The organism is Nocardioides sp. ChNu-153, from assembly GCF_030466625.1.
In the GTDB taxonomy this organism is placed as follows: domain Bacteria; phylum Actinomycetota; class Actinomycetes; order Propionibacteriales; family Nocardioidaceae; genus Nocardioides.
On the sequence record NZ_JADEVT010000014.1, the window covers coordinates 1 to 23,530 of the forward strand.

General features: G+C 74.9%; 27 protein-coding genes and 1 riboswitch. Of the genes, 12 read left to right on the plus strand and 15 right to left on the minus strand.

The features are described from left to right. The 3 genes from INN71_RS14970 to INN71_RS14980 all read left to right on the plus strand — a co-directional run. Positions 1 to 173, plus strand: a 173-nt coding sequence (locus tag INN71_RS14970; protein ID WP_277497804.1) for an integrase core domain-containing protein, incomplete at its 5' end; no start/stop codon positions are given. A gap of 202 nt (positions 174 to 375) precedes the next feature. Continuing rightward, a complete protein-coding gene (locus INN71_RS14975; protein ID WP_277500595.1) occupies positions 376 to 750 on the plus strand; it encodes a DUF1622 domain-containing protein in 375 nt (124 codons plus the stop codon). Next, entirely contained in the window at positions 747 to 989 is a 243-nt protein-coding gene (locus INN71_RS14980; RefSeq protein ID WP_277500593.1) for a hypothetical protein, read from the plus strand. Before INN71_RS14975 ends, INN71_RS14980 begins: the two co-directional genes overlap by 4 nt. Here INN71_RS14980 and INN71_RS14985 read toward each other — a convergent pair. The 7 genes from INN71_RS14985 to INN71_RS15015 form a co-directional block, all read right to left on the minus strand. Beyond that, the gene (locus tag INN71_RS14985) at positions 977 to 1,756 is read right to left on the minus strand and encodes an MBL fold metallo-hydrolase (protein WP_277500592.1); all 780 of its coding nucleotides are present in this window, start codon (positions 1,754 to 1,756) and stop codon (positions 977 to 979) included. The two genes, INN71_RS14980 and INN71_RS14985, sit on opposite strands and share 13 nt — an antisense overlap. Then, the gene (murI, locus tag INN71_RS14990) at positions 1,753 to 2,565 is read right to left on the minus strand and encodes a glutamate racemase (protein WP_277500591.1); all 813 of its coding nucleotides are present in this window, start codon (positions 2,563 to 2,565) and stop codon (positions 1,753 to 1,755) included. Before murI ends, INN71_RS14985 begins: the two co-directional genes overlap by 4 nt. A 106-nt stretch (positions 2,566 to 2,671) precedes the next feature. After that, on the minus strand, positions 2,672 to 3,565 hold the full coding sequence (locus INN71_RS14995) for a DUF3152 domain-containing protein (RefSeq protein WP_301800980.1): 894 nt from the start codon (positions 3,563 to 3,565) through the stop codon (positions 2,672 to 2,674). 11 nt (positions 3,566 to 3,576) lie between these two features. Then, complete coding sequence (locus INN71_RS15000) at positions 3,577 to 4,524, minus strand: PLP-dependent cysteine synthase family protein (RefSeq protein ID WP_277500589.1); 948 nt, start codon at positions 4,522 to 4,524, stop codon at positions 3,577 to 3,579. A 16-nt stretch (positions 4,525 to 4,540) separates the two neighbouring features. Continuing rightward, the gene (locus tag INN71_RS15005) at positions 4,541 to 5,113 is read right to left on the minus strand and encodes an NYN domain-containing protein (RefSeq protein WP_277500588.1); all 573 of its coding nucleotides are present in this window, start codon (positions 5,111 to 5,113) and stop codon (positions 4,541 to 4,543) included. A 127-nt stretch (positions 5,114 to 5,240) separates the two neighbouring features. Beyond that, positions 5,241 to 5,528, minus strand: coding sequence for a MoaD/ThiS family protein (locus tag INN71_RS15010; RefSeq protein ID WP_277500587.1), 288 nt, complete (start codon positions 5,526 to 5,528; stop codon positions 5,241 to 5,243). A 5-nt stretch (positions 5,529 to 5,533) separates the two neighbouring features. Then, positions 5,534 to 5,989: a M67 family metallopeptidase gene (locus INN71_RS15015; protein WP_277500586.1), complete on the minus strand. Its 456-nt coding sequence runs from the start codon at positions 5,987 to 5,989 to the stop codon at positions 5,534 to 5,536. An 86-nt stretch (positions 5,990 to 6,075) separates the two neighbouring features. Between INN71_RS15015 and INN71_RS15020 the strand changes: the two genes are divergently transcribed. Then, positions 6,076 to 6,975, plus strand: coding sequence for a dihydrodipicolinate synthase family protein (locus INN71_RS15020; protein WP_301800983.1), 900 nt, complete (start codon positions 6,076 to 6,078; stop codon positions 6,973 to 6,975). 41 nt (positions 6,976 to 7,016) lie between these two features. On the opposite strand, the gene INN71_RS15025 is transcribed toward INN71_RS15020, so the two are convergent. Beyond that, positions 7,017 to 7,340 carry a hypothetical protein gene (locus INN71_RS15025; RefSeq protein ID WP_301800986.1) on the minus strand — a complete coding sequence of 108 codons (324 nt, stop codon included), beginning with the start codon at positions 7,338 to 7,340 and terminating at the stop codon, positions 7,017 to 7,019. Positions 7,341 to 7,574: 234 nt separating this feature from the next. Between INN71_RS15025 and INN71_RS15030 the strand changes: the two genes are divergently transcribed. The 4 genes from INN71_RS15030 to INN71_RS15045 all read left to right on the plus strand — a co-directional run bounded on the left by INN71_RS15030 (position 7,575) and on the right by INN71_RS15045 (position 11,135). Beyond that, a complete protein-coding gene (locus INN71_RS15030) occupies positions 7,575 to 8,090 on the plus strand; it encodes an FMN-binding protein (RefSeq protein ID WP_301800987.1) in 516 nt (171 codons plus the stop codon). A 2-nt stretch (positions 8,091 to 8,092) separates the two neighbouring features. Then, the gene (locus tag INN71_RS15035) at positions 8,093 to 9,040 is read left to right on the plus strand and encodes an FAD:protein FMN transferase (protein WP_301800988.1); all 948 of its coding nucleotides are present in this window, start codon (positions 8,093 to 8,095) and stop codon (positions 9,038 to 9,040) included. Then, complete coding sequence (locus INN71_RS15040; protein WP_301800991.1) at positions 9,037 to 10,647, plus strand: FAD-dependent oxidoreductase; 1,611 nt, start codon at positions 9,037 to 9,039, stop codon at positions 10,645 to 10,647. The genes INN71_RS15035 and INN71_RS15040 overlap by 4 nt, the downstream gene beginning before the upstream one ends. A gap of 93 nt (positions 10,648 to 10,740) precedes the next feature. Beyond that, positions 10,741 to 10,810: riboswitch (guanidine-III (ykkC-III) riboswitch) on the plus strand. Positions 10,811 to 10,820: 10 nt separating this feature from the next. Next, positions 10,821 to 11,135 carry a multidrug efflux SMR transporter gene (locus tag INN71_RS15045; RefSeq protein ID WP_301800993.1) on the plus strand — a complete coding sequence of 105 codons (315 nt, stop codon included), beginning with the start codon at positions 10,821 to 10,823 and terminating at the stop codon, positions 11,133 to 11,135. Between the two features lie 3 nt (positions 11,136 to 11,138). On the opposite strand, the gene INN71_RS15050 is transcribed toward INN71_RS15045, so the two are convergent. The 5 genes from INN71_RS15050 to clpS form a co-directional block, all read right to left on the minus strand. Further along, positions 11,139 to 11,666, minus strand: coding sequence for a GNAT family N-acetyltransferase (locus INN71_RS15050; protein WP_301800995.1), 528 nt, complete (start codon positions 11,664 to 11,666; stop codon positions 11,139 to 11,141). Then, the gene (locus tag INN71_RS15055; RefSeq protein WP_301800997.1) at positions 11,666 to 12,157 is read right to left on the minus strand and encodes an NUDIX domain-containing protein; all 492 of its coding nucleotides are present in this window, start codon (positions 12,155 to 12,157) and stop codon (positions 11,666 to 11,668) included. Before INN71_RS15055 ends, INN71_RS15050 begins: the two co-directional genes overlap by 1 nt. Before the next feature lie 138 nt (positions 12,158 to 12,295). Further along, entirely contained in the window at positions 12,296 to 12,859 is a 564-nt protein-coding gene (locus tag INN71_RS15060; protein WP_301800998.1) for a hypothetical protein, read from the minus strand. 47 nt (positions 12,860 to 12,906) lie between these two features. Beyond that, positions 12,907 to 13,491 carry a DUF2017 domain-containing protein gene (locus INN71_RS15065; protein ID WP_301801000.1) on the minus strand — a complete coding sequence of 195 codons (585 nt, stop codon included), beginning with the start codon at positions 13,489 to 13,491 and terminating at the stop codon, positions 12,907 to 12,909. Continuing rightward, the gene (clpS, locus tag INN71_RS15070; protein ID WP_301801001.1) at positions 13,488 to 13,784 is read right to left on the minus strand and encodes an ATP-dependent Clp protease adapter ClpS; all 297 of its coding nucleotides are present in this window, start codon (positions 13,782 to 13,784) and stop codon (positions 13,488 to 13,490) included. The genes INN71_RS15065 and clpS overlap by 4 nt, the downstream gene beginning before the upstream one ends. Positions 13,785 to 13,895: 111 nt before the next feature. On the opposite strand from clpS, the gene INN71_RS15075 reads away from it, so the two are divergent. Genes INN71_RS15075 through INN71_RS15085 form a run of 3 tightly spaced genes read left to right on the plus strand, consistent with a single transcriptional unit; the run spans position 13,896 to position 16,590 of the window. After that, on the plus strand, positions 13,896 to 15,203 hold the full coding sequence (locus INN71_RS15075) for a nicotinate phosphoribosyltransferase (protein ID WP_301801002.1): 1,308 nt from the start codon (positions 13,896 to 13,898) through the stop codon (positions 15,201 to 15,203). Positions 15,204 to 15,242: 39 nt separating this feature from the next. Next, a complete protein-coding gene (locus tag INN71_RS15080) occupies positions 15,243 to 15,797 on the plus strand; it encodes an isochorismatase family protein (protein ID WP_301801004.1) in 555 nt (184 codons plus the stop codon). After that, the gene (locus INN71_RS15085; RefSeq protein ID WP_277500570.1) at positions 15,790 to 16,590 is read left to right on the plus strand and encodes an enoyl-CoA hydratase-related protein; all 801 of its coding nucleotides are present in this window, start codon (positions 15,790 to 15,792) and stop codon (positions 16,588 to 16,590) included. The genes INN71_RS15080 and INN71_RS15085 overlap by 8 nt, the downstream gene beginning before the upstream one ends. A 95-nt stretch (positions 16,591 to 16,685) precedes the next feature. Here the strand turns inward: INN71_RS15085 and INN71_RS15090 are convergent, their stop codons facing one another. Together INN71_RS15090 and INN71_RS15095 are read right to left on the minus strand one after the other, a co-directional pair. Next, complete coding sequence (locus INN71_RS15090; RefSeq protein WP_277500569.1) at positions 16,686 to 17,537, minus strand: hypothetical protein; 852 nt, start codon at positions 17,535 to 17,537, stop codon at positions 16,686 to 16,688. 312 nt (positions 17,538 to 17,849) lie between these two features. Then, positions 17,850 to 22,862 (minus strand): NAD-glutamate dehydrogenase, encoded by a 5,013-nt coding sequence (locus INN71_RS15095; RefSeq protein ID WP_301801007.1) that lies wholly within the window; start codon positions 22,860 to 22,862, stop codon positions 17,850 to 17,852. Positions 22,863 to 23,008: 146 nt separating this feature from the next. Here INN71_RS15095 and INN71_RS15100 point away from each other — a divergent pair, with 146 nt between their 5' ends. Further along, entirely contained in the window at positions 23,009 to 23,479 is a 471-nt protein-coding gene (locus INN71_RS15100) for a DUF2505 domain-containing protein (RefSeq protein ID WP_277500567.1), read from the plus strand. Positions 23,480 to 23,530: the final 51 nt, after the last annotated feature.

Here is a 23,530-nt window from a genome sequence, read left to right on the forward strand (position 1 = left end):
ACCGCACCCTCGCCGACGGCTGGGCCTACGCCCGCCACTACCCCTCAACCCAGCAACGCGACGACACCCTCGAGACCTGGCTGCACTTCTACAATCACCACCGGCCCCACACCGCCATCGGCGGCCAACCACCCATCACCAGGCTGACCAACGTCCCTGGACATCACAGCTAGCGCGGCCACCTCAACCACCGACCGGCCAGCGCGGCCACCTCAACCACCGGGCGGCCAGCGCGGCCACCTCAACCACCGCGCGGCGTACGGCGTGGTTTCGAGGGCCGCTAGCGCGGCCACCTCGACCACCGGGCCCCGCGCGGCCACCTCGACCACCGGGCCCCGCGCGGCCACCACGACCGCGCGTGGGTACCGGCGCGAGGTGAGCCCCGCCGCCATCGACCTCCTGCCCGAGGAACACCTGCGCACCGCCGTCGACACGCTCGTGCGGCTGGTGGAGGCCGCGGGCGCCGCCGTCATCTTCATCGGCGCCGTCATCGCGGTCGTGCAGTTCCTGCGTGTGCTGCCCCACCGCAACCCGCGCGAGTTCACGCGGGTGCGGCTGACCCTCGGCCGGTTCCTCGCCCTGGGGCTGGAGTTCCAGCTCGCCTCCGACGTGCTGCGCACCGCCATCGCGCCGTCGTTCGAGGAGCTCGGTCAGCTCGCCGCCGTCGCCGCGATCCGGACCGCGCTCAACTTCTTCCTCGCCCGCGAGATCCGCGAGGAGCAGGAAGAGGTCGGGGCGCCGCCCCCGTGACGGCCGTGCTCCTCGGGGCCGCGGCGCTGACGTCGGCCGCGGCCGTCGTCACCGGGCTGCTGGGCGTGGTCACCACCCGGCGCCTCGGCGACGCCACCGCCCTGCTGGTGGACCTGCTGATCGCCGCCGCGCTGCTGCGGCTCACCGCCCAGCAGGACTGGCCGACGATCGGGGTGACGGGCGTGCTACTGGCGGTGCGGTACGCCGTGGGGCGCCGGCTCGCCGCTCAGACGTCGTAGACGGCGCCCGCGACGGCGACGGAGGTGGGGCCGTCGTACCGGGCCACGGCCTCGGTGCGGGCGTCCTGCGGGTCGAACCAGGCGGGGACGTGGGTGAGGACGAGCCGACCGACGGCGCCGCGCGTGGCGAGGTCGCCCGCGTCGGTGCCGGTGAGGTGCACGCCGGGCGCGTTCTCGTCCCGCGCCCGGAATGCGGCCTCGGCCAGCAGCAGGTCGACGCCGGCGGCGGCGCGGTCGAGGCCGAGGCACGGGGCGGTGTCGCCGGAGTACGTCAGCGTCCGCCCGCCGGCGCTCACGCGCAGCGCGTAGGCCGGCACCGGGTGGAACACCTCGAACGGCTGCACGCTGAACGGGCCGACCTCGATCGCGCGCCGCTCCACGGCGTACTCGCGGAAGTCGAACTCCTCGCGCATGCCCGGGTCGAGCGGCAGGTCGTACGCCCGCGCCATGCGGTCCGCCGCGCCCTCCGGTCCCCACACGGGGATGCGCGGCTGCGGGCCGGCGGGGTGGTACTTGCGCAGCACGTAGTAGCCGCACAGGTCGAGGCAGTGGTCGGGGTGCAGGTGGCTCACGAAGACCGCGTCGACGGCCAGCGGGTCGGCGTGGTTGTGCAGCGCCCCGAGCGCGCCGTTGCCCAGGTCGAGCAGGATCCGCCACGTGCGCGTACCGCCGTCGCCGTCCGGGCCCTCGGCCTCGAGCAGGTAGCAGCTCGCGGGCGAGGTGGGCCCCGGGTAGGAGCCGGCGCAGCCGACGATCGTGAGCCTCATGCCGGACCTCCCGCGAACTGGCTCGCGAACACGAGCTCGGGGCCGAGGAAGCGCCGGCCGATGCGCTCGAACTCGCCGGGCTCGCCCGTGGTGACGAACTCGTACGTCGCCTCGCCCGCGGCCCGCATGAGACCGCCCGTGGCGAGCATCTGGTAGACCGCCTTCGCGCTCTCCTCGGCGCTGCTCACCAGGGTCACCCCGTCGCCCATGACGTAGGAGATGACGCCCGTCAGCAGCGGGTAGTGCGTGCAGCCCAGCACGAGGGTGTCGACGTCGGCGGCGATGAGCGGGTCGAGGTAGGAGTGCGCGGCCTCGAGCAGCTCGGGGCCCGAGGTGACGCCCCGCTCGACGAACTCGACGAAGCGCGGGCAGGCCTGGGTGACCAGCTCGACCTGGGGGGCGGCCGCGAACGCGTCGTCGTAGGCCATCGACGTGGCGGTCGCCTGCGTGCAGATCACGCCGATCCGCCCCGTGCGGGTGGCCGCGACGGCGCGGCGGGTGGCCGGGTAGATGACCTCGACGACGGGCACGTCGTACCGCTCCCGCGCGTCGCGCAGCATCGCGGCGCTCGCTGAGTTGCAGGCGATGACGAGCGCCTTGACGCCGCGGGCGACGAGGTGGTCGAGGCACTCCAGCGCGTACTCGCGGACCTCGCCGATCGGCTTCGGGCCGTAGGGCTGACGGGCGGTGTCACCGAGGTAGACGATCGACTCGTGGGGCAGCTGGTCGATGACCGAGCGCGCGACGGTCAGCCCGCCGAAGCCGGAGTCGAAGATGCCGATCGGTGCGTCGGCGAGGTCGTCCACCACAACGGGTCAATCTAGGGGTTACGAGCACGTGAAGCGACGCAGCGGCGGTGTCGTCACTCTCACGGCCGTGAGACGCGTCCCGCGCCCCCACCCCGACGCCTCCGGCTCAGCGCTCGCCCGGCAGCGGCCAGGGGTTGAAGCGGCAGCCGTCCAGCCCCTTCGACTGCTGCATCATCACCGGCGCCCGGTTGCCCGGCGCCGAGCAGCCGACGTGCCCGCGCCCCAGGAAGTGGCCGACCTCGTGGTTGACCACCATGTGGCGGTAGTCGCGCAGCGTGCCGCGGGCGGCGTTCCACGACGGCGACGCCTCCATCCAGCGCGTGTAGTTGATGATCACGTTGCGCCCCACGCGGCAGCTCCACTGCGTGCTGCACTCGCCGGAGTAGCGCGGCAGCCGGTCCGCGGTGGCGAGCACCAGGGTGAAGCTCGAGCGCGCACCGCTGGCCGTGCGCTGGAAGTGGGTGCCGCCGGCGCGCCAGCCGCGGGGGTCGGCGAGGGTCTCGCCCGACTGCACGCCGAACTCCTCGACGCGGAACCCGGGGATGGACCCGTCGACGCGCACGTCGTAGGTCACCGTGCGGCGCCGCGGGGTCGCGTCGCCGACGACGGGCGTGGGCTGCGAGAGGTGGCGCGACGAGGCGTAGCCCGCGCGGCCGACCGTCACGACGTACCGGATCCGGTGGCCGACGTCCTCGTGCGTGACCCGGTACGTCGAGCCCGTCGCGCCCGGGATCGGGGTGTAGTCGCGGTGCCACTGCACCTGCCCGCTGGTGGCGCGCGGCGTGCGCCAGGCGACGACGGCGGTCAGCGTGCCCTCGTAGCGGGCGGCGCCGCGGATCGTGTCGGGCCCCTCCGGGGTCAGGGTGGGCGCGGCCGCCTGCACCCCCGGTACGGCGGACGGCAGCGTCGGCGCACCGCTCGCCCCCGCGGGTGGCACGACGGCCAGACCGAGCCCGGCCACGGCCGTCACCAGCCAGGCGCCGAGACGCCCTCTGCGCACGCGCGCCCCGTTCACGCCCACAGCTGCCCCTCCAGACGGTCCTCTGCCTCGTCGACCGTGCCCTCGTAGGCCCCGGTCGACAGGTACTTCCACCCACCGTCGCACACGACGAAGGCGATGTCAGCACGTTCCCCGGCCTTCACGGCCTTGGCCGCCTGGCCCAGCGCGGCGTGCAGGATCGCGCCCGTCGAGACGCCGGCGAAGATGCCCTCCAGCTCGAGCAGCTCGCGCACCCGGCGCACGGCGTCGCGGGGGCCGACCGAGAAGCGGGCGTCGATGAGGTCGGCGTCGTACAGCTCGGGCACGAAGCCCTCGTCGAGGTTGCGCAGGCCGTAGACCAGCTCGCCGTAGCGCGGCTCCGCGGCCACGATCCGCACGTCGGGCTTGGCCCGGCGGAAGAAGCGGGAGACCCCCATGAGGGTGCCGGTCGTGCCGAGACCGGCGACGAAGTGGGTGATCTCGGGGAGGTCGGCGAGGATCTCGGGGCCGGTGCCCTCCTCGTGCGCGAGCGCGTTGGCGGGGTTGCCGTACTGGTAGAGCATCACCCAGTCGGGGTGCTCCTCGGCCATCCCCTTCGCCACCCGCACCGCCTCGTTGGAGCCGCCCGCGGCGGGCGAGGAGTAGATCTCCGCACCCCACATGCGCAGCAGCTGGCGGCGCTCCTGCGAGGTGTTCTCCGGCATGACGCAGACGATGCGGTAGCCCTTGAGCTTCGCCGCCATGGCCAGCGAGATGCCGGTGTTGCCCGACGTCGGCTCGAGGATCGTGCAGCCGGGGCGCAGCAGGCCGTCGGCCTCCGCCTGCTCGATCATCCTCAGCGCCGGGCGGTCCTTGATCGAGCCGGTCGGGTTGCGGTCCTCCAGCTTCGCCCAGATGCGCACGTCGGGGCTCGGCGAGAGGCGCGGCAGACCCACGAGCGGGGTGTTGCCGACGGAGGCGACCAGGTCGTCGTAGCGCATGGCCGCCATCCTCCCATCACCGCAGGAACAGCTCCGGGTCGAACTCCTCCAGCGGGATGATCCGCACGCGCGGGAGCGGCACGTTGAAGGCGCGGACGTCGTCCTCGAGGTCGTGGATGCGCACGCCCATCGAGGTGAAGCCGGCGTTCGCGTACTCCCGCAGCGCCAACAGGCCCACGCGGCGGTCCGGGTGCTCGACGAGCGGGCGCAGGTCGTCGAGGAAGTCGCCGTCGTGGCTGACGAGCAGCACGTCGGCGTCGTGGGCCAGCACCGCCTGCAGCGTCCGCTGGATACCGAGGTCGACGACCTTCTGGTCGCCGCGGCCGGCCAGCGGGACGGGGCGGTAGCCGAGCGCCAGCAGCGCCTGCACGAAGGCGCTCGGCAGCGAGCCGCCGCTCGCGTTGAGGAAGAACAGACCGGTGACCGGCTGGTCCCACAGCTGCTCGGCGTACGCCGTCACGCGCTCCCAGCGCGGCCGCTCCTCGGGCGTCGGGCGACGGCCCAGGAGCGAGTTGCCCAGCGTGGCGTCGATGTTCTCGCCGTCGACGAGGACGAACGTGCGCCGCTGCGGCGTCACCGGCTCGGTCATGGGCGGCACTCTACGCACCCGGGCCGGTACGCCGAGGGGCCGCCGGACCGTGTGGTCCGACGGCCCCCTCGGGCGGTGCGGGATGGTGCTGGGTGGCGCGGGGTGGTGCTGGGTGGTGCTGGGTGGGTCAGCAGCCGCCGGCGACGGCCGGCAGCACGACGACCTGGTCGCCGTCGGACAGGCCGGCCTCGAGGCCGCCGATGAAGCGCACGTCCTCGTCGTTGATGTAGACGTTCACGAAGCGACGCAGGTCGGCGTCGTCGCCGTCACCGTCGACGAGGCGGCCCCGGATGCCCGGGTGGTTCGCCTCGAGGTCGTCGATGAGCGCGGCGAGGGTGTCGCCGTTGGCGGACACGGCCTTCTCACCGTTGGTGTAGGTCCGCAGGATCGTCGGGATCCGCACCTCGATGGCCATCTGGTTCACTCTCCACTTTCGGGGACTGTCGGGGCTGGTAGCTGCTCGACGACGTCGACCTCTTCCTCGGTCACCTCGCCGTCGACGATTCTGTAGGACCTGAACTCCACAGGTCCCTCGTTGTTCCCGTGCTCCCGGGTGCTGACGAGCACGTAGTGCGCGCCGGGCTCGCTGGCGAGCCCGATGTCGGTGCGGCTGGGGTAGGCCTCGGTCGCCGTGTGGGAGTGGTAGACGACCACCGGCTCCTCGTCGCGGTCGTCCATCTCGCGGTAGAGCGCGAGCAGGTCGAGCGAGTCGAACTCGTAGAACGTCGGGCTGCCCGCGGCGTTCACCATCTCCACCAGGCGCTCGGGCCGGTCGGACCCGACGGGTCCGGCGACGACGCCGCAGGCCTCGTCGGGGTGGTCCCGCTTGGCGTGGGCGACGATGGCGTCGCGCGTCGCGCGGTCGATCCTCAGCACGCGGCCCAGGGTACGGCGCCGCCCACCGCCCGCCCGCCGCCGCCACCATGCGGACCGGCGGGGTCGGGTGCGGGCAGGATGGGCGGGTGAGCACCCTGACCGGACTCGGCGCCTTCCCCCTCTCCCCCGTGCGCGACGACGCCCTCGACCTGGCCGCGCTGCGCCGCCTCGTCGAGCGCGCGGTGGCGGCGGAGGTCGACACGGTCGCCGTCCTGGGCTCGACCGGCTCCTACGCCTACCTCGACCGCGACGAGCGGCGCCGGGTCGCGCGCGCCGCCGTCGAGGCGGCCGGCGGCACGCCGGTCGTGGTCGGTGTGGGGGCGCTGCGGACGTCCTGGGCGCGGAGGCTCGCGGACGACGCGCAGGAGGCGGGGGCCAGCGCGGTCCTCCTCGCCCCGGTCTCCTACCAGCCACTGACGGACGACGACGTGCTCGGCCTCTACACCGACGTCACCGCCGGGCTGTCGGTGCCGCTCGTCGTCTACGACAACCCGACGACGACGCGCTTCGTGTTCGGCGACGACCTGCTCGCCGCGGTGGCGGCGCTGCCGCAGGTCGGCTCGGTCAAGATCCCGGGCGTGCCGACCGACCCGGGGCAGGCACGGGCCCGCGTCGACGCGCTGCGGGCCCTGCTGCCCGACCACGTGACCATCGGCGTCTCGGGCGACGCCCTGGGCGTGGCGGGGCTGCTCGCCGGCTGCGACGCCTGGTACTCCGTCGTCGGCGGGCTGCTGCCGCGGCTCGCGGTGGCGCTGACCCGGGCGGCCCGCGCCGGGGACGTGGCGACGGCCGAGGCCGGCGCCGCTCGCCTCGCACCGCTGTGGGAGCTCTTCGCGACCCACGGCAGCCTGCGGGTCACCGCGGCGCTGGCCGAGCACCTCGGGCTCGTGACCGCGCCCGCGCTGCCGCGGCCACTGCAGGGCCTCGGCGACGCCGACCGGGCCGAGGTCGCGCGGGTCGCGGACGCACTGGCGCTGGCCGACTGAGCCCCGACCGGGGCTGGGCCGGGGCTCAGGTAGGCCGGGGCTCAGCCGATCGCGGCGCTGATCTCGTCGGCGATGCGCTGCGCGGACTTGCGGTTCTTCCGGCCGTCGAGGAGGGCCTTGGGCCGGCCCGGCGCCGTGTCGAGGGCCACGTCGACCTGCGAGCCGCCGGGGGTCGGCACGACGGTGACCTGCACGTCCAGCTCCCAGCTGAGGACGGACTTGCGGGTGCGGAACAGCACCTGGGAGCCGTCGGGGCTGACGGGACCGGGCGCGTAGCGCTGCTCGGCGATGACGCGGTGGACGGCGGCGAGCACCGCCTGCGGCGGCGCGGCGGACTGGAAGCTGGTGGTGGCGAGCGTGGCCATCGGTTCCCCCTCGTGGTCCGGGCGCCACGGCGGCGCCCGGTCGCGGACGATGCTAGGAGCCCGGGCCGACCACCTGTGCGGGGCGCCCCGCGAACCTGTGAACTTCCGGTGAGGGCACCCTCACCCCTGGCGCCCGGCGGCCCCATCGGGTTGCATCGGAACAGTTGCACCTACAACCGTCGGTTGGGACCTACAAGCACCCGGCCGATCCGCCTCTCGGACCAGGAGAACCCCATGTCCTCGCTCTCCCCCGCCCGCCGCTGGCTGCTCACCGCGGCGACGCTGCCCGCCCTCGCCCTCGCGACCGCCTGCGGCGTCGGCCAGTACGACGACGCCTCCGACTCCTCCGGCAGCTCCTCGCAGGAGGCGACGACGGACGCGACCACGGACGCGACCACCGACAGCTCGGCCGGCACCGACGCCGGCACCGACGCCGGCGCCGCGACGGGCGCGTGGACCGCCGGCACCTACGAGGCCGAGGGCAGCTACAGCACCCCCGGCGGCGAGCAGTCCGTCGGCGTGGAGCTCACCCTCGACGCCGCGGGCACCGTCACCGACGTGACCGTCACCCCGCAGGCCGAGAGCGGCAACTCGGTGCAGTACCAGTCGCAGTTCGCCGACGGGATCGCCGACGAGGTGGTCGGCCAGCCCATCGACGGCCTGGAGGTCTCGAAGGTCGCCGGCTCCTCCCTGACGAGCGGCGGGTTCAACGCCGCGATCGAGCAGATCCTCACCGAGGCGCAGGCCTGAGCGTGGGCGCCCCGACCGCCTCGCCGGACCCGGCGGCTGCCGTGCCGTCGTGGTCCTTCGAGGCGATCGGCACCCGCTGGCAGGTCGACGCCGCCGTGCCGCTGACCCCGGCGGCCCGCCGCGCCGTGGCGCTGCGCGTCGACGCCTTCGACCGGGACTGGTCACGCTTCCGGGCCGGCTCGGTCGTCGACGCCCTCCGCGCGGGCCCCGGCCGGCACCGGCTGCCCGACGACGCCGACCCGCTCGTGCGGCTGTACGACGCGCTCCACGCCGCGACCGACGGCGCGATGAGCCCCGCCGTCGGCGACGGGCTCGAGCACCTGGGGTACGACGCGTCGTACTCGCTGCGACCGCGCCCGGGCCACCGCGGCGCGGTCGACTGGGGGCAGGTGCGGTGGGAGCCGCCGTACCTGGTGACCACCGAGCCGTTCGTGCTCGACGTCGGCGCGGCCGGCAAGGGCTACCTGGCCGACCTCGTGGCCGACGAGGTCGAGGCCGTCCAGCGGGCCGAGGGCGCGACGGGCACGGTGACGGTCGACGCCAGCGGCGACCTCGTGCACCGCGTGGCCCCCGGCGGTGCGTCGCTCCGGGTGGCCCTGGAGCACCCGCTGCGGCCGGGGTACGCCGTCGGCGTCGCCGACCTGCCCGGCACCCCCGGCGCCCGGGCCCTGTGCGCGTCGGCGACCAACCGTCGTACGTGGGCCGACGGCGTGCACCACGTGCTCGACGCGCGCACGGGTGTGCCCGTCACCGACGTGCTCGCCACCTGGGTGGTCGCGGGCTCGGCGCTGGTCGCCGACGGCCTGGCCACCGCCCTGTTCCTCGTCCCGCCCGACGCCGCGACGGCCCTCGCGGCCGACCTGGGCGCGACCTTCGTCCGCCTGGACCGCACGCCCACCGGCACGCGCGTCCACCACTCCCCCGACTTCCCCGGAGAGGTCTTCGCATGAGCTCGTCCACCACCTCGGCGCCCGCCCCGCGCACCGGCGGCTCCCCCCTCGCGCGCGTCGACGCCGCCCTCGGGCGGGTGCCGATGTACCGCGTCGTCTCGCTCGCGCTCGGCGCCCTCGTGCTCGTCTCGTTCTTCCTGGCGATCACGCGCTCCCTGCTGCCGAGCGTGTTCCGGCTCGAGGCCATGGCGCTGACCCTCGTCGTGCTGGTCGGGGTGTCGGTGGTCGCGAACGCGCTGCTCGGGCTGGCGTTCCGCGTGCGGGCCCACACCGAGTCCGCCGTCATCACCGGTCTGCTGCTGTGGTTCCTCTACTGGCCCACCACCGACACGGCGCAGCTCGCCTGGCTGGCGGCGACCGCGGTGCTGGCGAACGCGTCGAAGTACCTCCTCGCCGTGCGCGGGCGCCACGTGCTCAACCCGGCCGCCGCGGGCGTCGTGCTCGTGCTCGTCGTGCAGGAGCTGGCGTCGGTCGACCCGGCGCACCGCGTCTACACGACGTGGTGGATCGCGAACGAGCCCGCGCTGGTGCCGCTCGTGCTCGCCGCGCTCGTCGTGCTGTGGCGCACCCGTCGCCTCGACCTGGGGCTGCTGTTCGTGGCCCTCGCCGGTGTGCTCGTCGTGCTCGGACTGCTCAACTCCACCGACCTCGGCGCGGGCACGGCGCTGGAGCAGTACGTCGTGTCCTCGCCCGCGATCTTCCTCGCCGGCTTCATGCTGAGCGAGCCGCTGACCCTCCCGCCGCGGCGCGCCCAGCGTCTCGGTGTGGCGGCGCTGGCGGCGTTCGTCTTCGCCTGGCCGCAGTTCCAGACGATCCTGCTGCCCCAGCCGGTCGACCTGTGGGTCTTCGAGTCGACGGCCGAGCTGGCGCTGCTGGCCTCCGGCGCCGTCGCGTTCGTGCTCGGCCAGCGCGGTGGCGTGCGCCTGCGCCACACCGGCACGCGCCGGGTGGGCGCCGAGGTGTGGGAGCTGCGCTTCGCGCCCCGTCGTCCGGTGCGGTTCCGCCCGGGGCAGTACGTCGAGCTCGCCCTTCCCCACCGCGGCTCCGACCGGCGCGGGGTGCGCCGCGTGTTCAGCATCGTCTCGCCCAGCGACGACCCCGAGCTGGCCGTGGCGCTGCGCGTGCCGGAGCCGTCGTCGTCGTACAAGAAGGCGCTGCTGGCGCTCGAGCCGGGCGCGGTGCTCGGCGCGACGGGCGTCGGTGGCGACTTCGTCCTGCCCCGCCGGCCCGGCCCGGTCGTGCTGGTCGCCGGTGGCATCGGCATCACGCCGTTCCTGTCGTGGCTGCGCTCGCCGGAGGCCGAGGGGCTCGACGCCGTGCTCGTGCTCGGCGTGCCCGACGCCGACGACGTGGCCTACCGCGACGAGCTCGTCGCCGCGGGCGTACCCGTCGTCCTGGTCGCGCCCGGCGCCCCCGCCGACCTCCCGCCGGGGTGGCGGCACCTGCCGTCGGCGTTCCTGACCGCCGACGTCGTCGTGGACGCGGTGCCCGACCTCGGCGAGCGGACGGCGTACGTCTCCGGTCCCCCCGCGATGGTCACCGCCGTCGCGGGCGGCCTGCGGCGCCGGGCGCGGAAGGTGCGCACGGACTCGTTCGCGGGGTACTGAGCCGGTCGGCGGGCGGGTGGTCGGCGGGCCGCGCGGTCCGGTCAGGTGCGTCACCACCGCTGGAACCGCGTCGCGGGGTGTGCCACCGTGGAGGGCGAGCCCGCGCCACGTCGGGCTCCCGGACGAGGGGCGCCGTACCCGGTCGACGACAAGACGGCCCGTGGAGGCCTGTCGTGTCCTGGTTCCTGCTCGTCGTCTCCGGTGTCCTCGAGGCCGTGTGGGCGACCGCCCTCGGTCGCTCGGAGGGCTTCACCCGCCTCGTGCCCACCGTCGTGTTCGGCGGCGCGCTCGTCGCGTCCATGGCCGGTCTCGCGCTCGCGATGCGCGACCTGCCCGTGGGTACGGCGTACGCCGTGTGGGTGGGCATCGGCGCCACCCTCACCGTCGTCTGGGCGATGGCGACGGGGACCGAGCCCTTCTCGCTCGCGAAGGCGCTGTTCCTCGTGATGATCGTCGGCGGCGTCGTGGGGCTGAAGCTGGCCCACTAGCGGCTAGAGGTCGACGACCCGCGCGGCCCAGACCTCCTTGGTGCTGCGCACCGACCCGGAGGAGTACGGCGCGGTCCGCCCGGTCGGTCGGAACCCGAGGCGCCCCCAGAACGGGCCGGCCGCGGCCGCGTTTGTCGCGACGACCGCGAGCTGGAGGCGCGTCACCTCCGGCCAGTCGCGGACCCGCGCCAGCACGGCGTCGAAGGTGTGCCGCCCGAGGCCGCCGCCGTGCAGGCGGCCGTCGGTGACGAGCAGCCCGAGGTGGGCGCTCTCCGGCGAGGGCCAGCCCCGCAGCAGGTCGGCGAACCCGAGCAGCCGTCCCGGGTCCGTGGCGTCCCACAGGCCGATCGCGTGCTTCCGCTCGGCCGGTACGCCGGGGGGCGCCGCGGTCAGCGCGTCCGCGGCGTCGTCCGGTGCCGGCGGGCGGCCGGAGACGCGCTGCGAGAAGTCCGGGACCGAGGCGAGGAGGGCTGCCAGCGCCGTGACGTCGCGGGGGTCCGACCGGTCGAGGTCGCGGACCACCAGTGCCATCAGCGCACGAAGCGGGCGGCGACCTCGTCGGCCAGGGCCGCGTCGATGCGCCCCCGCATCTCGGCGCTCAGCGGCGGGAGGGCGTCGAGGGTGAACCAGCCCACCTCGCTCGACTCGTCGTCGGCGACGTGCGCCTCGCCCTCGAGCCACGTGCAGGCGAAGGTGTGGTCGAGGTAGCGGGTGCGGTCGCCGTTCGGGTAGGTCACGAGGTCGGTCGTCGCGACGGACGCGAGCCGGTCGACGCGGATCGTCACGCCGGCCTCCTCGAGCGCCTCGCGCCGGGCGGCCACCGCCGGCTCCTCGCCGGGGTCGACGATCCCCGTCACCGGGGTCCAGGCGCCGTTGTCGGCGCGGCGCACGAGCAGCAGCTCGACCGCGCCCGACGGCCCGTCCGGGGCCGGGCGGGTGACGACGGCGGTGGCGGCGGGGAGCCAGAGCTCGTCGGTGCCGACCTTGCGGCGCAGCGCGACGATGAAGTCGGGGATGGGCACGCCGTCATCCTCCCAGACGGATCGCGGCCCGGGGCGAGGGCGGCGGACCGAACCCGCCGCTTCCGGGTGAAAGCTTGGCACCGGAAGTGGCGGGTTCCCCGGTGCACCGGGGAACCCGCCACCAACCGTTCGAGCCCCTCAGCCGCAGGCGAACGACGCGGTCACGGTGACCGTCTCGTCCGGCACCTCCATCTGGATGAGCTCCGCCTCGACCTCGACGCCGGTGCCGTCGGGCTGGGCGACGAGGCCGGGCTCGCCGGGCGCGGAGACGAAGGAGCCGCTGCCGGTGTCGACGATGACGCCCGCGTCGAAGCCCTCGCCGGCGGCGTACACGGTCAGGACGTACCCGTCCGGCGACGTGGTCTGGTAGGTGGTGGTGGGGCCGTAGTCACCCTGCGGCGAGACCGCGCCCTCGTTCTCCCAGGCGGCGCTGACGGCGCCCTCGAGCGTGACGGACGCGGGGCACGCGGCGCCCTCGACGCCGGGCAGCGGCTCGCCGGTGGAGACGGTCTCGGGCGGCACGACGACGGGCGGCTCGCTGCTGGTGGGCTCCTCGGTCGCGGTCGACGACCCGCCGTCGGCCGGGGTCGTGGAGCTGGAGGACCCGCCGTCGGCGTCCTCCTCGCTGCCGCCCCCGCAGGCGGCGAGGGGCGCGAGGGCCAGGGCGAGCACCGTCACCGAGATCGATCGCTGAGCACGCATGCCCTCCATTCGAGCACGCGGGCCCGAGCGTGTCGAACGCGCCGCGGTCAGCGGGTGAGGGCCCCCACCAGGGTCTCCTGGAGGTAGCCGACCCACTCGAAGATGTCGTGCGCCTGCGCCCGCGGGTCGTCGTCGGGCAGGGCCATCCACCGGGCCTCGTCGCCGTCCTCGATGCCGAGCCGGGTCGCGAGCGCGAGGCGGATGTCGGTGAAGGAGCGCATCCACGTCTCGGCGACGGGCTCGTCGAGCTCGACGTCGATCATCAGACCGTCCTCGGTGAGCTCGTCGGGCAGGCCCGCCTCCTCGAGGTCCTCGATGATCCGGCAGGCGGCGGCCGTCTTGCCGTCGCGCAGCCCGCCCTCGGTGTAGCGCCGGAACTCGCCCGCCGCCTCCTCGTCGCCGGGGTACGCCGTGGGGAACAGCCGGGCGAGCACCGGGTCCTCCGGGGCCACGGTGGGACCGGTGAAGTCGAGCATCGCCTTGAGCGGGTCGAGGTCGTCGCGGGGCACGGCGGCCTCGTTGCGCAGCAGCTCGACGAGCTGCCCGGCCAGCGAGCGCAGCAGGTCCGCCTCGAACCCGGTGAAGGTGGCGATGATGCGACGGCTGCGGCGGTGGCGGGTGAAGCCGCTCACTCGGCGCGCTCCATCGTGGCCCACAGCCCGTACTCGTGGAGGGCCTGCACGTCGCGCTCCATCGCCTCCCGGGACCCCGTGGACACGACGCTCTTCCCGTCGTTGTGCACCTCGAGCATCAGCTGCTCCGAGTGCGCCTTGGAGTAGCCGAAGTACTTCTGGAAGACGTAGGTCACGTAGCTCATCAGGTTGACCGGGTCGTCCCAGACGATCGTGACCCAGGGCGTCGCCGGGAAGGACGACTCCTCGGGGACGAGCGTCGGCTCGACCTCGACGGGGCTGGCGGCAGACACGTCCCCATCGTGGCACAGACCCGGCGACGCCCCGACCGGCCCGACCGGCCCGATCCGGCCGCGTGCGCCGTACCCCTTGCCCTTCCGCCCGGTCCCGTTTATATTGTCAGCATGACTATTACTCAGTCGGGCTCGACGGCGCTCCTCACGGACCACTACGAGCTGACGATGCTGCAGGCGGCCCTCGCGTCCGGCACCGCCCGGCGCCGCTCGGTCTTCGAGCTGTTCGGCCGCAAGCTGCCGGAGGGGCGGCGCTACGGCGTCGTCGCCGGCGTGGACCGCGCGCTCGACGCGATCGAGCGGTTCCGCTTCGACGACGCCACCCTGGGGGTGCTCTCCGACGCCCGCGTCGTCGACGACACGACGCTGGCCTGGCTCGCCGACTACCGGTTCTCGGGCGACGTGCGGGGCTACGGCGAGGGCGAGGTCTACTTCCCGGGCTCACCCCTGGTCGTCGTCGAGTCGACCTTCGCCGAGGCCGTGCTGCTCGAGACCGTGCTGCTGTCGATCTACAACCACGACTCGGCCATCGCCAGCGCCGCGTCGCGGATGACCTTCGCCGCCGACGGGCGCCCCTGCATCGACATGGGCTCGCGCCGTACCCACGAGGAGGCCGCGGTCGCCGCGGCGCGGGCGGCGTACGTCGCAGGCTTCGACGCGACGAGCAACCTCGCGGCCCGTGCCCGGTACGGCGTGCCCTCGACCGGCACCAGCGCGCACGCCTTCACGCTGCTGCACGACACGGAGGAGGACGCGTTCCGCGCCCAGGTGACCAGCCTCGGCGTCGGCACCTCGCTGCTCGTCGACACGTACGACGTGGCCGAGGCCGTGCGCCTCGCCGTCGAGGTGGCGGGCCCCGAGCTGGGCGCGGTGCGCCTCGACTCGGGCGACCTCGGCCTGCTGGCGCAGGACGTGCGCCGCCAGCTCGACTCCCTCGGCGCCACGGGCACGCGGATCATCGTCACCAGCGACCTGGACGAGCACGCGATCGCGGCGCTGGCCGCTGCGCCCGTCGACGGGTACGGCGTGGGCACCCGCCTCGTGACCGGCTCGGGCCACCCCACGAGCGCGTTCGTCTACAAGCTCGTCGCCCGCGAGGACGCGGACGGCCGGATGCAGCCCGTCGCGAAGCGCAGCGCGAACAAGGCCTCGGTCGGCGGCGAGAAGCAGCCCGTGCGCCGCCTCGCGGAGGGGGTCGCGGTCGCCGAGGTCATCGGTGTCGACCGCACGCCCACGCCCGAGCCCGGCACGGCCGACCGCCCGCTGCACCGCCCGCTCGTCACCGCCGGCGAGGTCGTCGGCCGCGAGAGCCTCGACGACGCCCGCGCCCGGCACCGAGCGGCCCGCGCCGAGCTGCCGATGGCGGCGCGGTCGATGGCCCGCGGCGAGCCGGTCGTGCCGACCGTCTACGAGAACTGACCCACCCACCCGGCACCACGCACCTGAGAGGCTGACCCCATGACCCGCGCACTGATCGTCGTCGACGTCCAGAACGACTTCTGCGAGGGCGGCTCGCTCGCCGTCGCCGGCGGGGCCCGCGTCGCCGCGGAGGTGAGCGCGCTGCTCGCCGGCCCGCACGACTACGCCCACGTCGTCGCCACGAAGGACCACCACGTGGACCCGGGCGCCCACTGGTCGGAGGACCCCGACTTCGTCGACTCCTGGCCCGTGCACTGCGAGGTCGGCACGCCGGGCGAGGAGTTCCACCCCGCGCTCGACACCTCCGCGATCGAGGCGGTCTTCCTCAAGGGCGAGTTCGAGGCGGCGTACTCGGGCTTCGAGGGCTCGGCCTCCGACGGCTCGTCGCTCGCGGCGTGGCTGCGCGAGCGCGGCGTCGACGAGGTCGACGTCTGCGGCATCGCCTCCGACCACTGCGTGCGCGCCACCGTGCTCGACGCACTGGGCGAGGGCTTCACGGTGCGGGTGCTCACGCACCTCGCCGTCGGCGTCGCGCCGGAGAGCACCGAGGCCGCGTACGCCGCGATGCGTGACGGCGGGGCGCAGCTTGTCTGAGACGCCCGCCTTCGCGACCACCGCGCCCGGCGTCGAGGTCACCCTCGACGCCGGGCTGCTGCGGGTCGTGCTCGACCGCCCGGAGCGCTTCAACGCGCTCGACGGCCCGATGATCGAGGCCTGCGCGGTGACGCTCGAGCGCTGCTACGGCCGCAGCGACGTGCGCGCCGTCGTGCTCGCCGGCCGCGGCCGCGCGTTCTGCTCGGGCGCGGCTCTGGAGGGCGACTCGCCCCTCGACACGTTCGACGACCAGGCGATGGAGCGCGCCAACCGGCTCGTGCGCGCCGTCGTGGCGCTCGACAAGCCCGTGGTGGCGGCGGTCAACGGCGTCGCCGCGGGCGTCGGCTGCTCGCTCGCGCTGGCCAGCGACCTGCAGGTCGTCTCCAGCGCGGCGTCGTTCGCGCTGACGTTCACCCGCATCGGCCTCATGCCCGACGGCGGCTCGACGGCCACCGTGGCCGCCGCGGTCGGGCGCGCTCGAGCCATGCGGATGACGCTGCTGGGCGAACGGCTCCCCGCCGCCGAGGCCCACGCCGCCGGTCTCGTCAGCCACCTCGTCGAGCCGGACGCGCTCGACGCCGAGGTCGACCGGGTCGTCGCGGCGCTGCTCGCCGGGCCGCCACTGGCCCTGACCGCCACCAAGAAGGCGGTCAACGCGGCGACCCTGACCCAGCTGGAGAGCGCGCTCGACCGCGAGAACCTCGGCCAGCTCGCGCTCTTCCGCACCAGCGACGCCGCCGAGGGCATGCGCGCCTTCGTGGAGAAGCGCACGCCGCGGTTCACCGGCGACTGATCCGGCCCGCCACCGCGTCACCACTTCCCCGCCCGCGGCCCGCAGCGGCGCGGCGTACCCGCGAGGAGTGGATGCGGCCGGGCGGGCGGGCAGGCTCAGGCGAACGCGGCGAGGCAGCGGCGGACCCAGGCGCCGTCGTGCATCACCTGCTGCCAGGTGAAGCGCAACACCCGCCATCCCGCCACGGCGAGCACCGTGTGGCGCCAGCAGTCGGAGCGGAACGCCTCGGCGTCGCCGTGGTAGGCCCACGACTCCGCCTCGACGGCCAGCCGTCGTCCCGCGTCCCCGACGTCGGGGTGCAGCACCCGCCCCTCGACCCGTACGGCGAGCTGGGCGACCGCGTCGAGTCCCGCCTCGAGGGCGTGGGCCCGCAGGACCGACTCGAAGGGGTTCGCGGCGCGGCCGTCGGCGTGGGCCGCGACGCGACGCAGCTGCCCGGCGCCGCGGCCACCCACGCGCTGGGTCGCGATCCGCAGCTCGAGGGGCTCGACGTCGCCGTGCCGCAGCGCGGAGTCCGCCACGGTGAGGGCCTCCTCGAACGGCAGGCGCCGCGCGCAGTCGAGGACGGTGCGCAGCGGACGGGTCACGTCGCCCGGTTCGTCGCCCAGGTCGGCGCGGTAGGTGTGCGGCGTCCAGACCTCGCGCCGCCGGCTGCCCCGCGGCACCGTGAACCAGGCGTCCGTCGGCGGGCGGGCCACCTCCCAGCCGTGGAGCACGGCAGCGCTGAGGTGTGAGGCGACACCGCCGATGCGGCGTGCGACCACGAGTGCCTCGTCCGCCTCGGCCACGCGGTAGCGGCCGCGATCGCAGCGCGTCAGCTCACCTCGGCGGACCGCCTCCCGCAGCGAGTGGCGGGTCACGGCAGGCCGGAGGTCCGCCCAGCAGGCCACATCACCCAGCTCGCGCACGGCCTGGACCGCGGGCACGCGGGGCCGGTCAGCGATCACCCCGGCATCGTGCCCCGCGGGCGGCCCGGGCCGGGCCGCTCGTCCACAGACGCGGGCCACCCGGGCGGCCGCCCGACCGTTACCACTCCCCCGCCCGCGGCCCGCAGCGGCGCGGCGTACCCGCGACGAGTGGATGCGGCCGGGCGGCTGCGGGCCGCCCCCGGACGCGGGCGCCCCAGATGTCACCACTCCCGCAGCCCGTACCCGCGACGAGTGGATGCGGGCGGGCGGCTGCGGGCCGCCCCCGGACGTCATCCCCGACGAGGCCCCCGCCCCCCGCTCCGGATGACGTCCCGCGACCGGGCCGCCGCCTCACACCTGCGGCGCACCCCCGGGCACGGCGACGAGCCCGCGGACCACGCGCATGCCCACCGAGAGCCGGGCGAGGTCGGGCTCCTCGGCGCAGACCTCCTCGAGCGTGCGGGCGGCGCGGGCGACGACGGTCGCCTGCGTCTCCTCCCACGCGGCGACACGCGCCGCGGCGGAGTCGTCGTCGGAGGTCGCCGCCAACACCTGCGCGGTGAGCAGCGCGTGCACGGCGTGCAGGTCGTCACGCAGCGCGGCGCGGGCGGTGGCTTGCCAGCGGTCGTTGCGCGGCAGCGCCAGGATCCGCGACAGCAGCGTCGCGAACCCGAGCCGCTCCCCCAGCGCGAAGTGCACCTTGGCGACCGTCTCGGCCGGCAGGCCGCGGCGGGCGGCGGTCTCCACGATCCCCAGGAGCCCGTACGACGGGGGCAGCGCCGCGATGCGGGCTGCGAGCCCGTCGGGGACCCCGTCCGCGCGCAGGGCGGCGAGCCGCTCGTCGTGCGCCACCGACTCGCGCCCGGTCAGCAGCCCCGCGAGGCCCGGGTCGCCCTGCAGCACCTGCTGGATGCGGACGCCGAAGAAGTCGACGGTGCCCTCCGCGTCGGTGTCGGGGCGCCGCAGCACCAGCCACCGCGCGGCGCGCTCGACGAGGGTGCGCAGCTCGATCCGCATGCGGGTCTGCACGGCGGCGTCGAGCTGGTTGTCCTGGCCGGCGATCTCCTCGCGCAACGCGGCGGCGCCGTAGATCTCGTCGGCCACGAAGCTGGCGCGGGCCAGCTCGGCCGCGGTCGCGCCGGTCTCGTCGGCCAGGCGCGGCCAGAACGTCATGCCCGCCGTGTCGACCAGCCGGTTCACGACCTGAGTCACGACGATCTCGCGGCGCAGGGGGTGCTCGTCCATCCGCTCGCGGAACCGGTGCCGCATCGGGGTCGGGAAGTAGGCGTAGAGCTCGCCCCGCAGGTAGGGGTCGTCCGGCAGGTCCGAGGCCAGCAGCTCGTCGGCGAGCACGATCTTGGTCCAGCTCAGCAGCACCGCCAGCTCGGGCAGGGTCAGGCCCTGCCCGGCCTCGAGACGCCGGCGCACCTCCCCGCTCGACGGCAGGTCCTCCAGCCGCCGGTCGAGGTGGCCCTCGGCCTCGAGCCGGCGCATCCACCGCTCGTGCACGTGCAGCAGGGCCGGCGCGTTCGCGGCGGCGTTGGCCAGCGCGAGGTTCTGGTCGTAGTTGTCGGCCAGCACCAGCTCGGCGACCTCGTCGGTCATCGACGCCAGCAGCTCGTTGCGCTGCTTGCCCGTGAGGTCCCCGGCCGCGACGAGGCGGTCGAGCAGGATCTTGATGTTGACCTCGCGGTCGGAGGTGTCGACGCCCGCGGAGTTGTCGATGAAGTCGGTGTTGAGGCGGCCGCCCGCGGCGGCGTACTCGATGCGTCCCGCCTGCGTCAGCCCGAGGTTGCCGCCCTCCCCGACGACGCGGGCGCGCAGCTCGCTGCCGTCGACGCGGATCGCGTCGTTGGCCTTGTCCCCGGCGGCGGCGTGGGTCTGGGTCGAGGCCTTCACGTAGGTGCCGATCCCGCCGTTCCACAGCAGGTCGACCGGCGCCTGCAGGATGGCGCGCATCAGCTCGTTCGGCGTCAGCCGGGTGACGTCGTCGCCGAGGCCGAGCACGCGGCGTACCGGCGCGGAGATCGGCACCGACTTCGCCGAGCGGGGGTGCACGCCGCCGCCCTCGGAGATGAGCGAGCGGTCGTAGTCGCGCCACGACGAGCGGGGCAGCGCGAAGAGCCGCTGGCGCTCGGCGAACGAGGCCGCCGCGTCGGGGTCGGGGTCGAGGAAGATGTCGCGGTGGTCGAACGCGGCCACGAGCCGCAGGTGCGGCGAGCACAGCATGCCGTTGCCGAACACGTCGCCCGACATGTCGCCGATGCCGACCACGGTGAACGGCTCGCGCTGCGTGTCGAGGCCCAGCTCGCGGAAGTGGCGGCGCACGGAGACCCAGGCGCCGCGCGCGGTGATGCCCATCGCCTTGTGGTCGTAGCCCACCGATCCGCCCGACGCGAACGCGTCGCCGAGCCAGTAGCCGTAGTCCGCCGAGAGCGCGTTCGCGATGTCGGAGAAGGTCGCGGTGCCCTTGTCGGCCGCCACCACCAGGTAGGTGTCGTCGCCGTCGTGGCGCACCACCCGCTGCGGCGGCACCACCGCCCCGTCGACGAGGTTGTCGGTGACGTCGAGCAGGCCCGAGACGAACGTCCGGTACGCCGCCACGCCCTCCGCCTGCCACGCCTCCCGGTCCGCGGGGTCGGGGAGGCGCTTCGCGTAGAAGCCGCCCTTCGCCCCCACCGGCACGATCACGGTGTTCTTCACCATCTGCGCCTTGACCAGGCCGAGCACCTCGGTGCGGAAGTCGTCGCGCCGGTCCGACCAGCGCAGGCCCCCGCGCGCCACGGCGCCGAAGCGCAGGTGCACACCCTCGACCCGGGGCGAGTAGACGAAGATCTCGAACGCGGGCCGCGGCGCGGGCAGGTCGGGGATCGCCGAGGGCTGCAGCTTCAGCGACAGGTGCGAGCGCACGCCACCGGCGTCGGGGCGCTGGTAGTAGTTCGTGCGCAGCGTGGCCCGCACGTGGGTGAGGTAGGAGCGCAGGATGCGGTCGTGGTCGAGGCTGACGACCTGCTCCAGCGCGCTGGTGACCTCGTCCACGAGCTGCTGCTCGGCGGCCTCGCGGCCGTCCGCCCCGCCGACCGCCCCGCCGACCGCCCCGTCCCCCGCGCCGTCGCCCGTACCCGTCAGGTCGGGGTCGAAGCGCGTCTCGAACAGCCGCACCAGCAGGCGGGTGATCTCGACGTTCGCGGCGAGCGCGTCCGCCATCGACGTGGTCGAGAACGGCGAGCTGCCCTGGCGCATGTAGCGCCCGTAGGCGCGCAGCACCATCACCTGGCGCCACGTCAGCCCGGCCCGCAGCACGAGGGCGTTGAACCGGTCGACCTCGCTGTGCTCGGCCCACACCGCGCGCAGGGCGTCGGCGAACAGCTCGCGCTGGTCGGGGCCCGCCTGCGCGTCGGTGCGCAGCGCGAACTCGTAGACGAACGTCGGCTGGTCGAGGTCCTCCAGCTCGTAGGGCCGCTCGTCGAGCACCTCGACGCCCATCGACGAGATCATCGGCAGCACGGCGGAGAGCGAGAGCGCCGGGCCGACGCGGAAGACCTTCAGCATGCCCTCGCCGGCCGGCGCGTCGACCGGCTGGTGGAGCGCGACGTCGAAGCCGCCGGCCGGGCCGGCGGCCGCCCGGACCGCCTCGAGCCGACCGATGTCGGAGGCGGCCGTGCGGGCGTCGAAGTCCTCTTTGTAGGCCTCCGGGAACGCGCCGAGGTAGCGCCGGCCGAGCCGCGCCCCGTCGACCTCGCCGTGCTCGGCGAGCAGCGCGGCGTGCAGGTCGTCGCGCCAGGAGCGGGCGACCTCGTCGAAGCGGTGCTCCAGCTCCGCGACGAACTCGCGGTCGGCCTGGCGGATGCTCAGCCCCTCCTGGGGACGCACGACGAAGTGCACGCGCACCATGGCCGAGTCCGACAGCTGCACCGCGAACTCGATGGCCGAGGAGTCGAGCCGCTGGCGCAGCACCTCGGCGAAGCGCTCGCGCACCGCGGTGCTGTACCGGTCGTGCGGCAGGTAGGCGAGCACGGAGAGGTAGCGCCCGTAGGTGTCGCGCCGCACGAAGAGCCGCAGCTGGCGGCGGCGCTCGCGGGCGAACATGACGGCCTGCGCGATGGGCGCCAGGTCCTCCGTGGGGGTCTGGAAGAGCTCGTCGCGCGGGAAGTTCTCCAGCGTGTCGAGCAGCGCCTTGCCGGCGTGGCTGCGCTGGTCGAAGCCCAGCTGCTCGCGCACCGCCTCCGCCTTCTCGCGCAGCAGCGGGATGCGGGTCAGCGACTCGGTGTAGGCGGCCGAGGAGAACAGGCCGATGAGGCGCCGCTCGCCCGTCACCACGCCGTCGGCGTCGAACGTCTTCACGCCCACGTAGTCGAGGTGCACGGGCCGGTGCACGGTGGCGCGGCGGTTGGCCTTGGCCAGCACCAGCAGCTCGGGGTCCCGCATCCGGTCGCGCACCTCGGCCGTGACGCGGGGCCCGTCGGCGCCGGTGGGCGCCACGCCCGGCCGGTCGTCGCGCAGCAGCCCCAACCCGGTGCCGGGCACCGCGACGAGCTCGTCGCCGTCGGCGCCGGTGGCCAGCGTGTACTCCCGGTAGCCCAGGAACGTGAAGTGGTCGTCGGCGATCCACTCCAGCAGGTCGGCGCCCTGCCGCACCTCCGGCTCGGGTACGCCGGCCGCGACCTCCGCGGGCCGCTCCCGCAGGTCGGTGGCCACCGCCGCGACGGCCTCCTTCATCTGCTGCCAGTCCTCGACCGCGACGCGCACGTCGGCGAGCACCTGGTGGACCCCCGCCTCGATGGCGGCGGCCGTGCCGTCGTCGCCGTCGGTGCCGAGGCGGCCGATCTCGACGTGGATCCACGACTCGCGCGTCGCGGTCTGGTCGGCGTGGTCCTCGACCTGCACCGAGCCCTCCGCGATCGGGCCGACCGCCAGCAGCGTGCCGTCGGCGGCGCGCCGTACCCGCAGCTGGGGGTGGAGCACCGCGTGCACGTCGCAGTCGAGCCGGTCGAGCAGCATCGTCACCGAGTCGACGAGGAACGGCATGTCGTCGGTGACGACCTCGACGACGGAGTGGCCGCCGGCGGTCCAGCCGTCGTCGGCCACGGACGGCGTCAGCACCCGGGTGAGCACCTCGCCGGGGGCGCGGTGCTCGGCGAGGCGGCGGTGGGAGGCGGCGGCGCCGTACAGGTCCACGGGGGTGCGGTCGAGGATGTCCTCGGGGGCGACGTGGCGGTAGTACGCCGACAGCACCGCGTCCGGGTCCGCATCACCCTCAGGCCCGGCGAGGGAGCCGTTGCGGCCCCGGGCCAGCGCGGCGGCGTCCGCCACGAGATCGGCCTTGCTGCGGTCCAGGTTCCTGCCGTCCAGCGTCGTCGCCACCCTCCCGACCCTAGGGGTCCCCCGGTGCCGCAACAACCCGGCTCCCGGGGGTGCGCCATGATGGCCCGCGGCGGGGCCCGGCGCCCCGTCGACCAGCACCCCGCACCGGGCCGAGGCCCGTGCCGAGTCGGACGGAGATCCTCCCCATGGCCAAGCGCGTCACCCACGAACTGACCTACGACGCCCCGCTCGCCGACGTGCGCGCGATGCTGCTCGACGAGGCGTTCCGCCGCTCGGTGGCCGCCGAGCAGCGGGCGCTGCGCTCGACCGTCTCCGTCACGGGCGACGTCGTGCGCTTCGAGACCGTGCAGCCCGCCGCCGGCATCCCGTCGTTCGCGAAGAAGTTCGTCGGCGACGAGATCGTCGTGGTGCAGGACGAGAAGTGGGGCGCCACCGCGGCGGACATCCACGTCACCATCCCCGGCAAGCCCGGCGACATGACGGGCACGGCCACGCTCCGCGAGACCGGCACCGGCACGACGGAGACGGTCGACCTGCAGGTCAAGGTCTCCATCCCGCTCGTCGGCGGGAAGATCGAGGGCCTCATCGCCGACCTGCTCGTCAAGGCGCTCAAGGCCGAGAACCGCGCCGGCCGCGCCTGGCTCGCCAAGGGCTGAGGCCCAGGACGCGAGCGCGGGGCGGCACCGGTCCGGTGCCGCCCCGCCGCG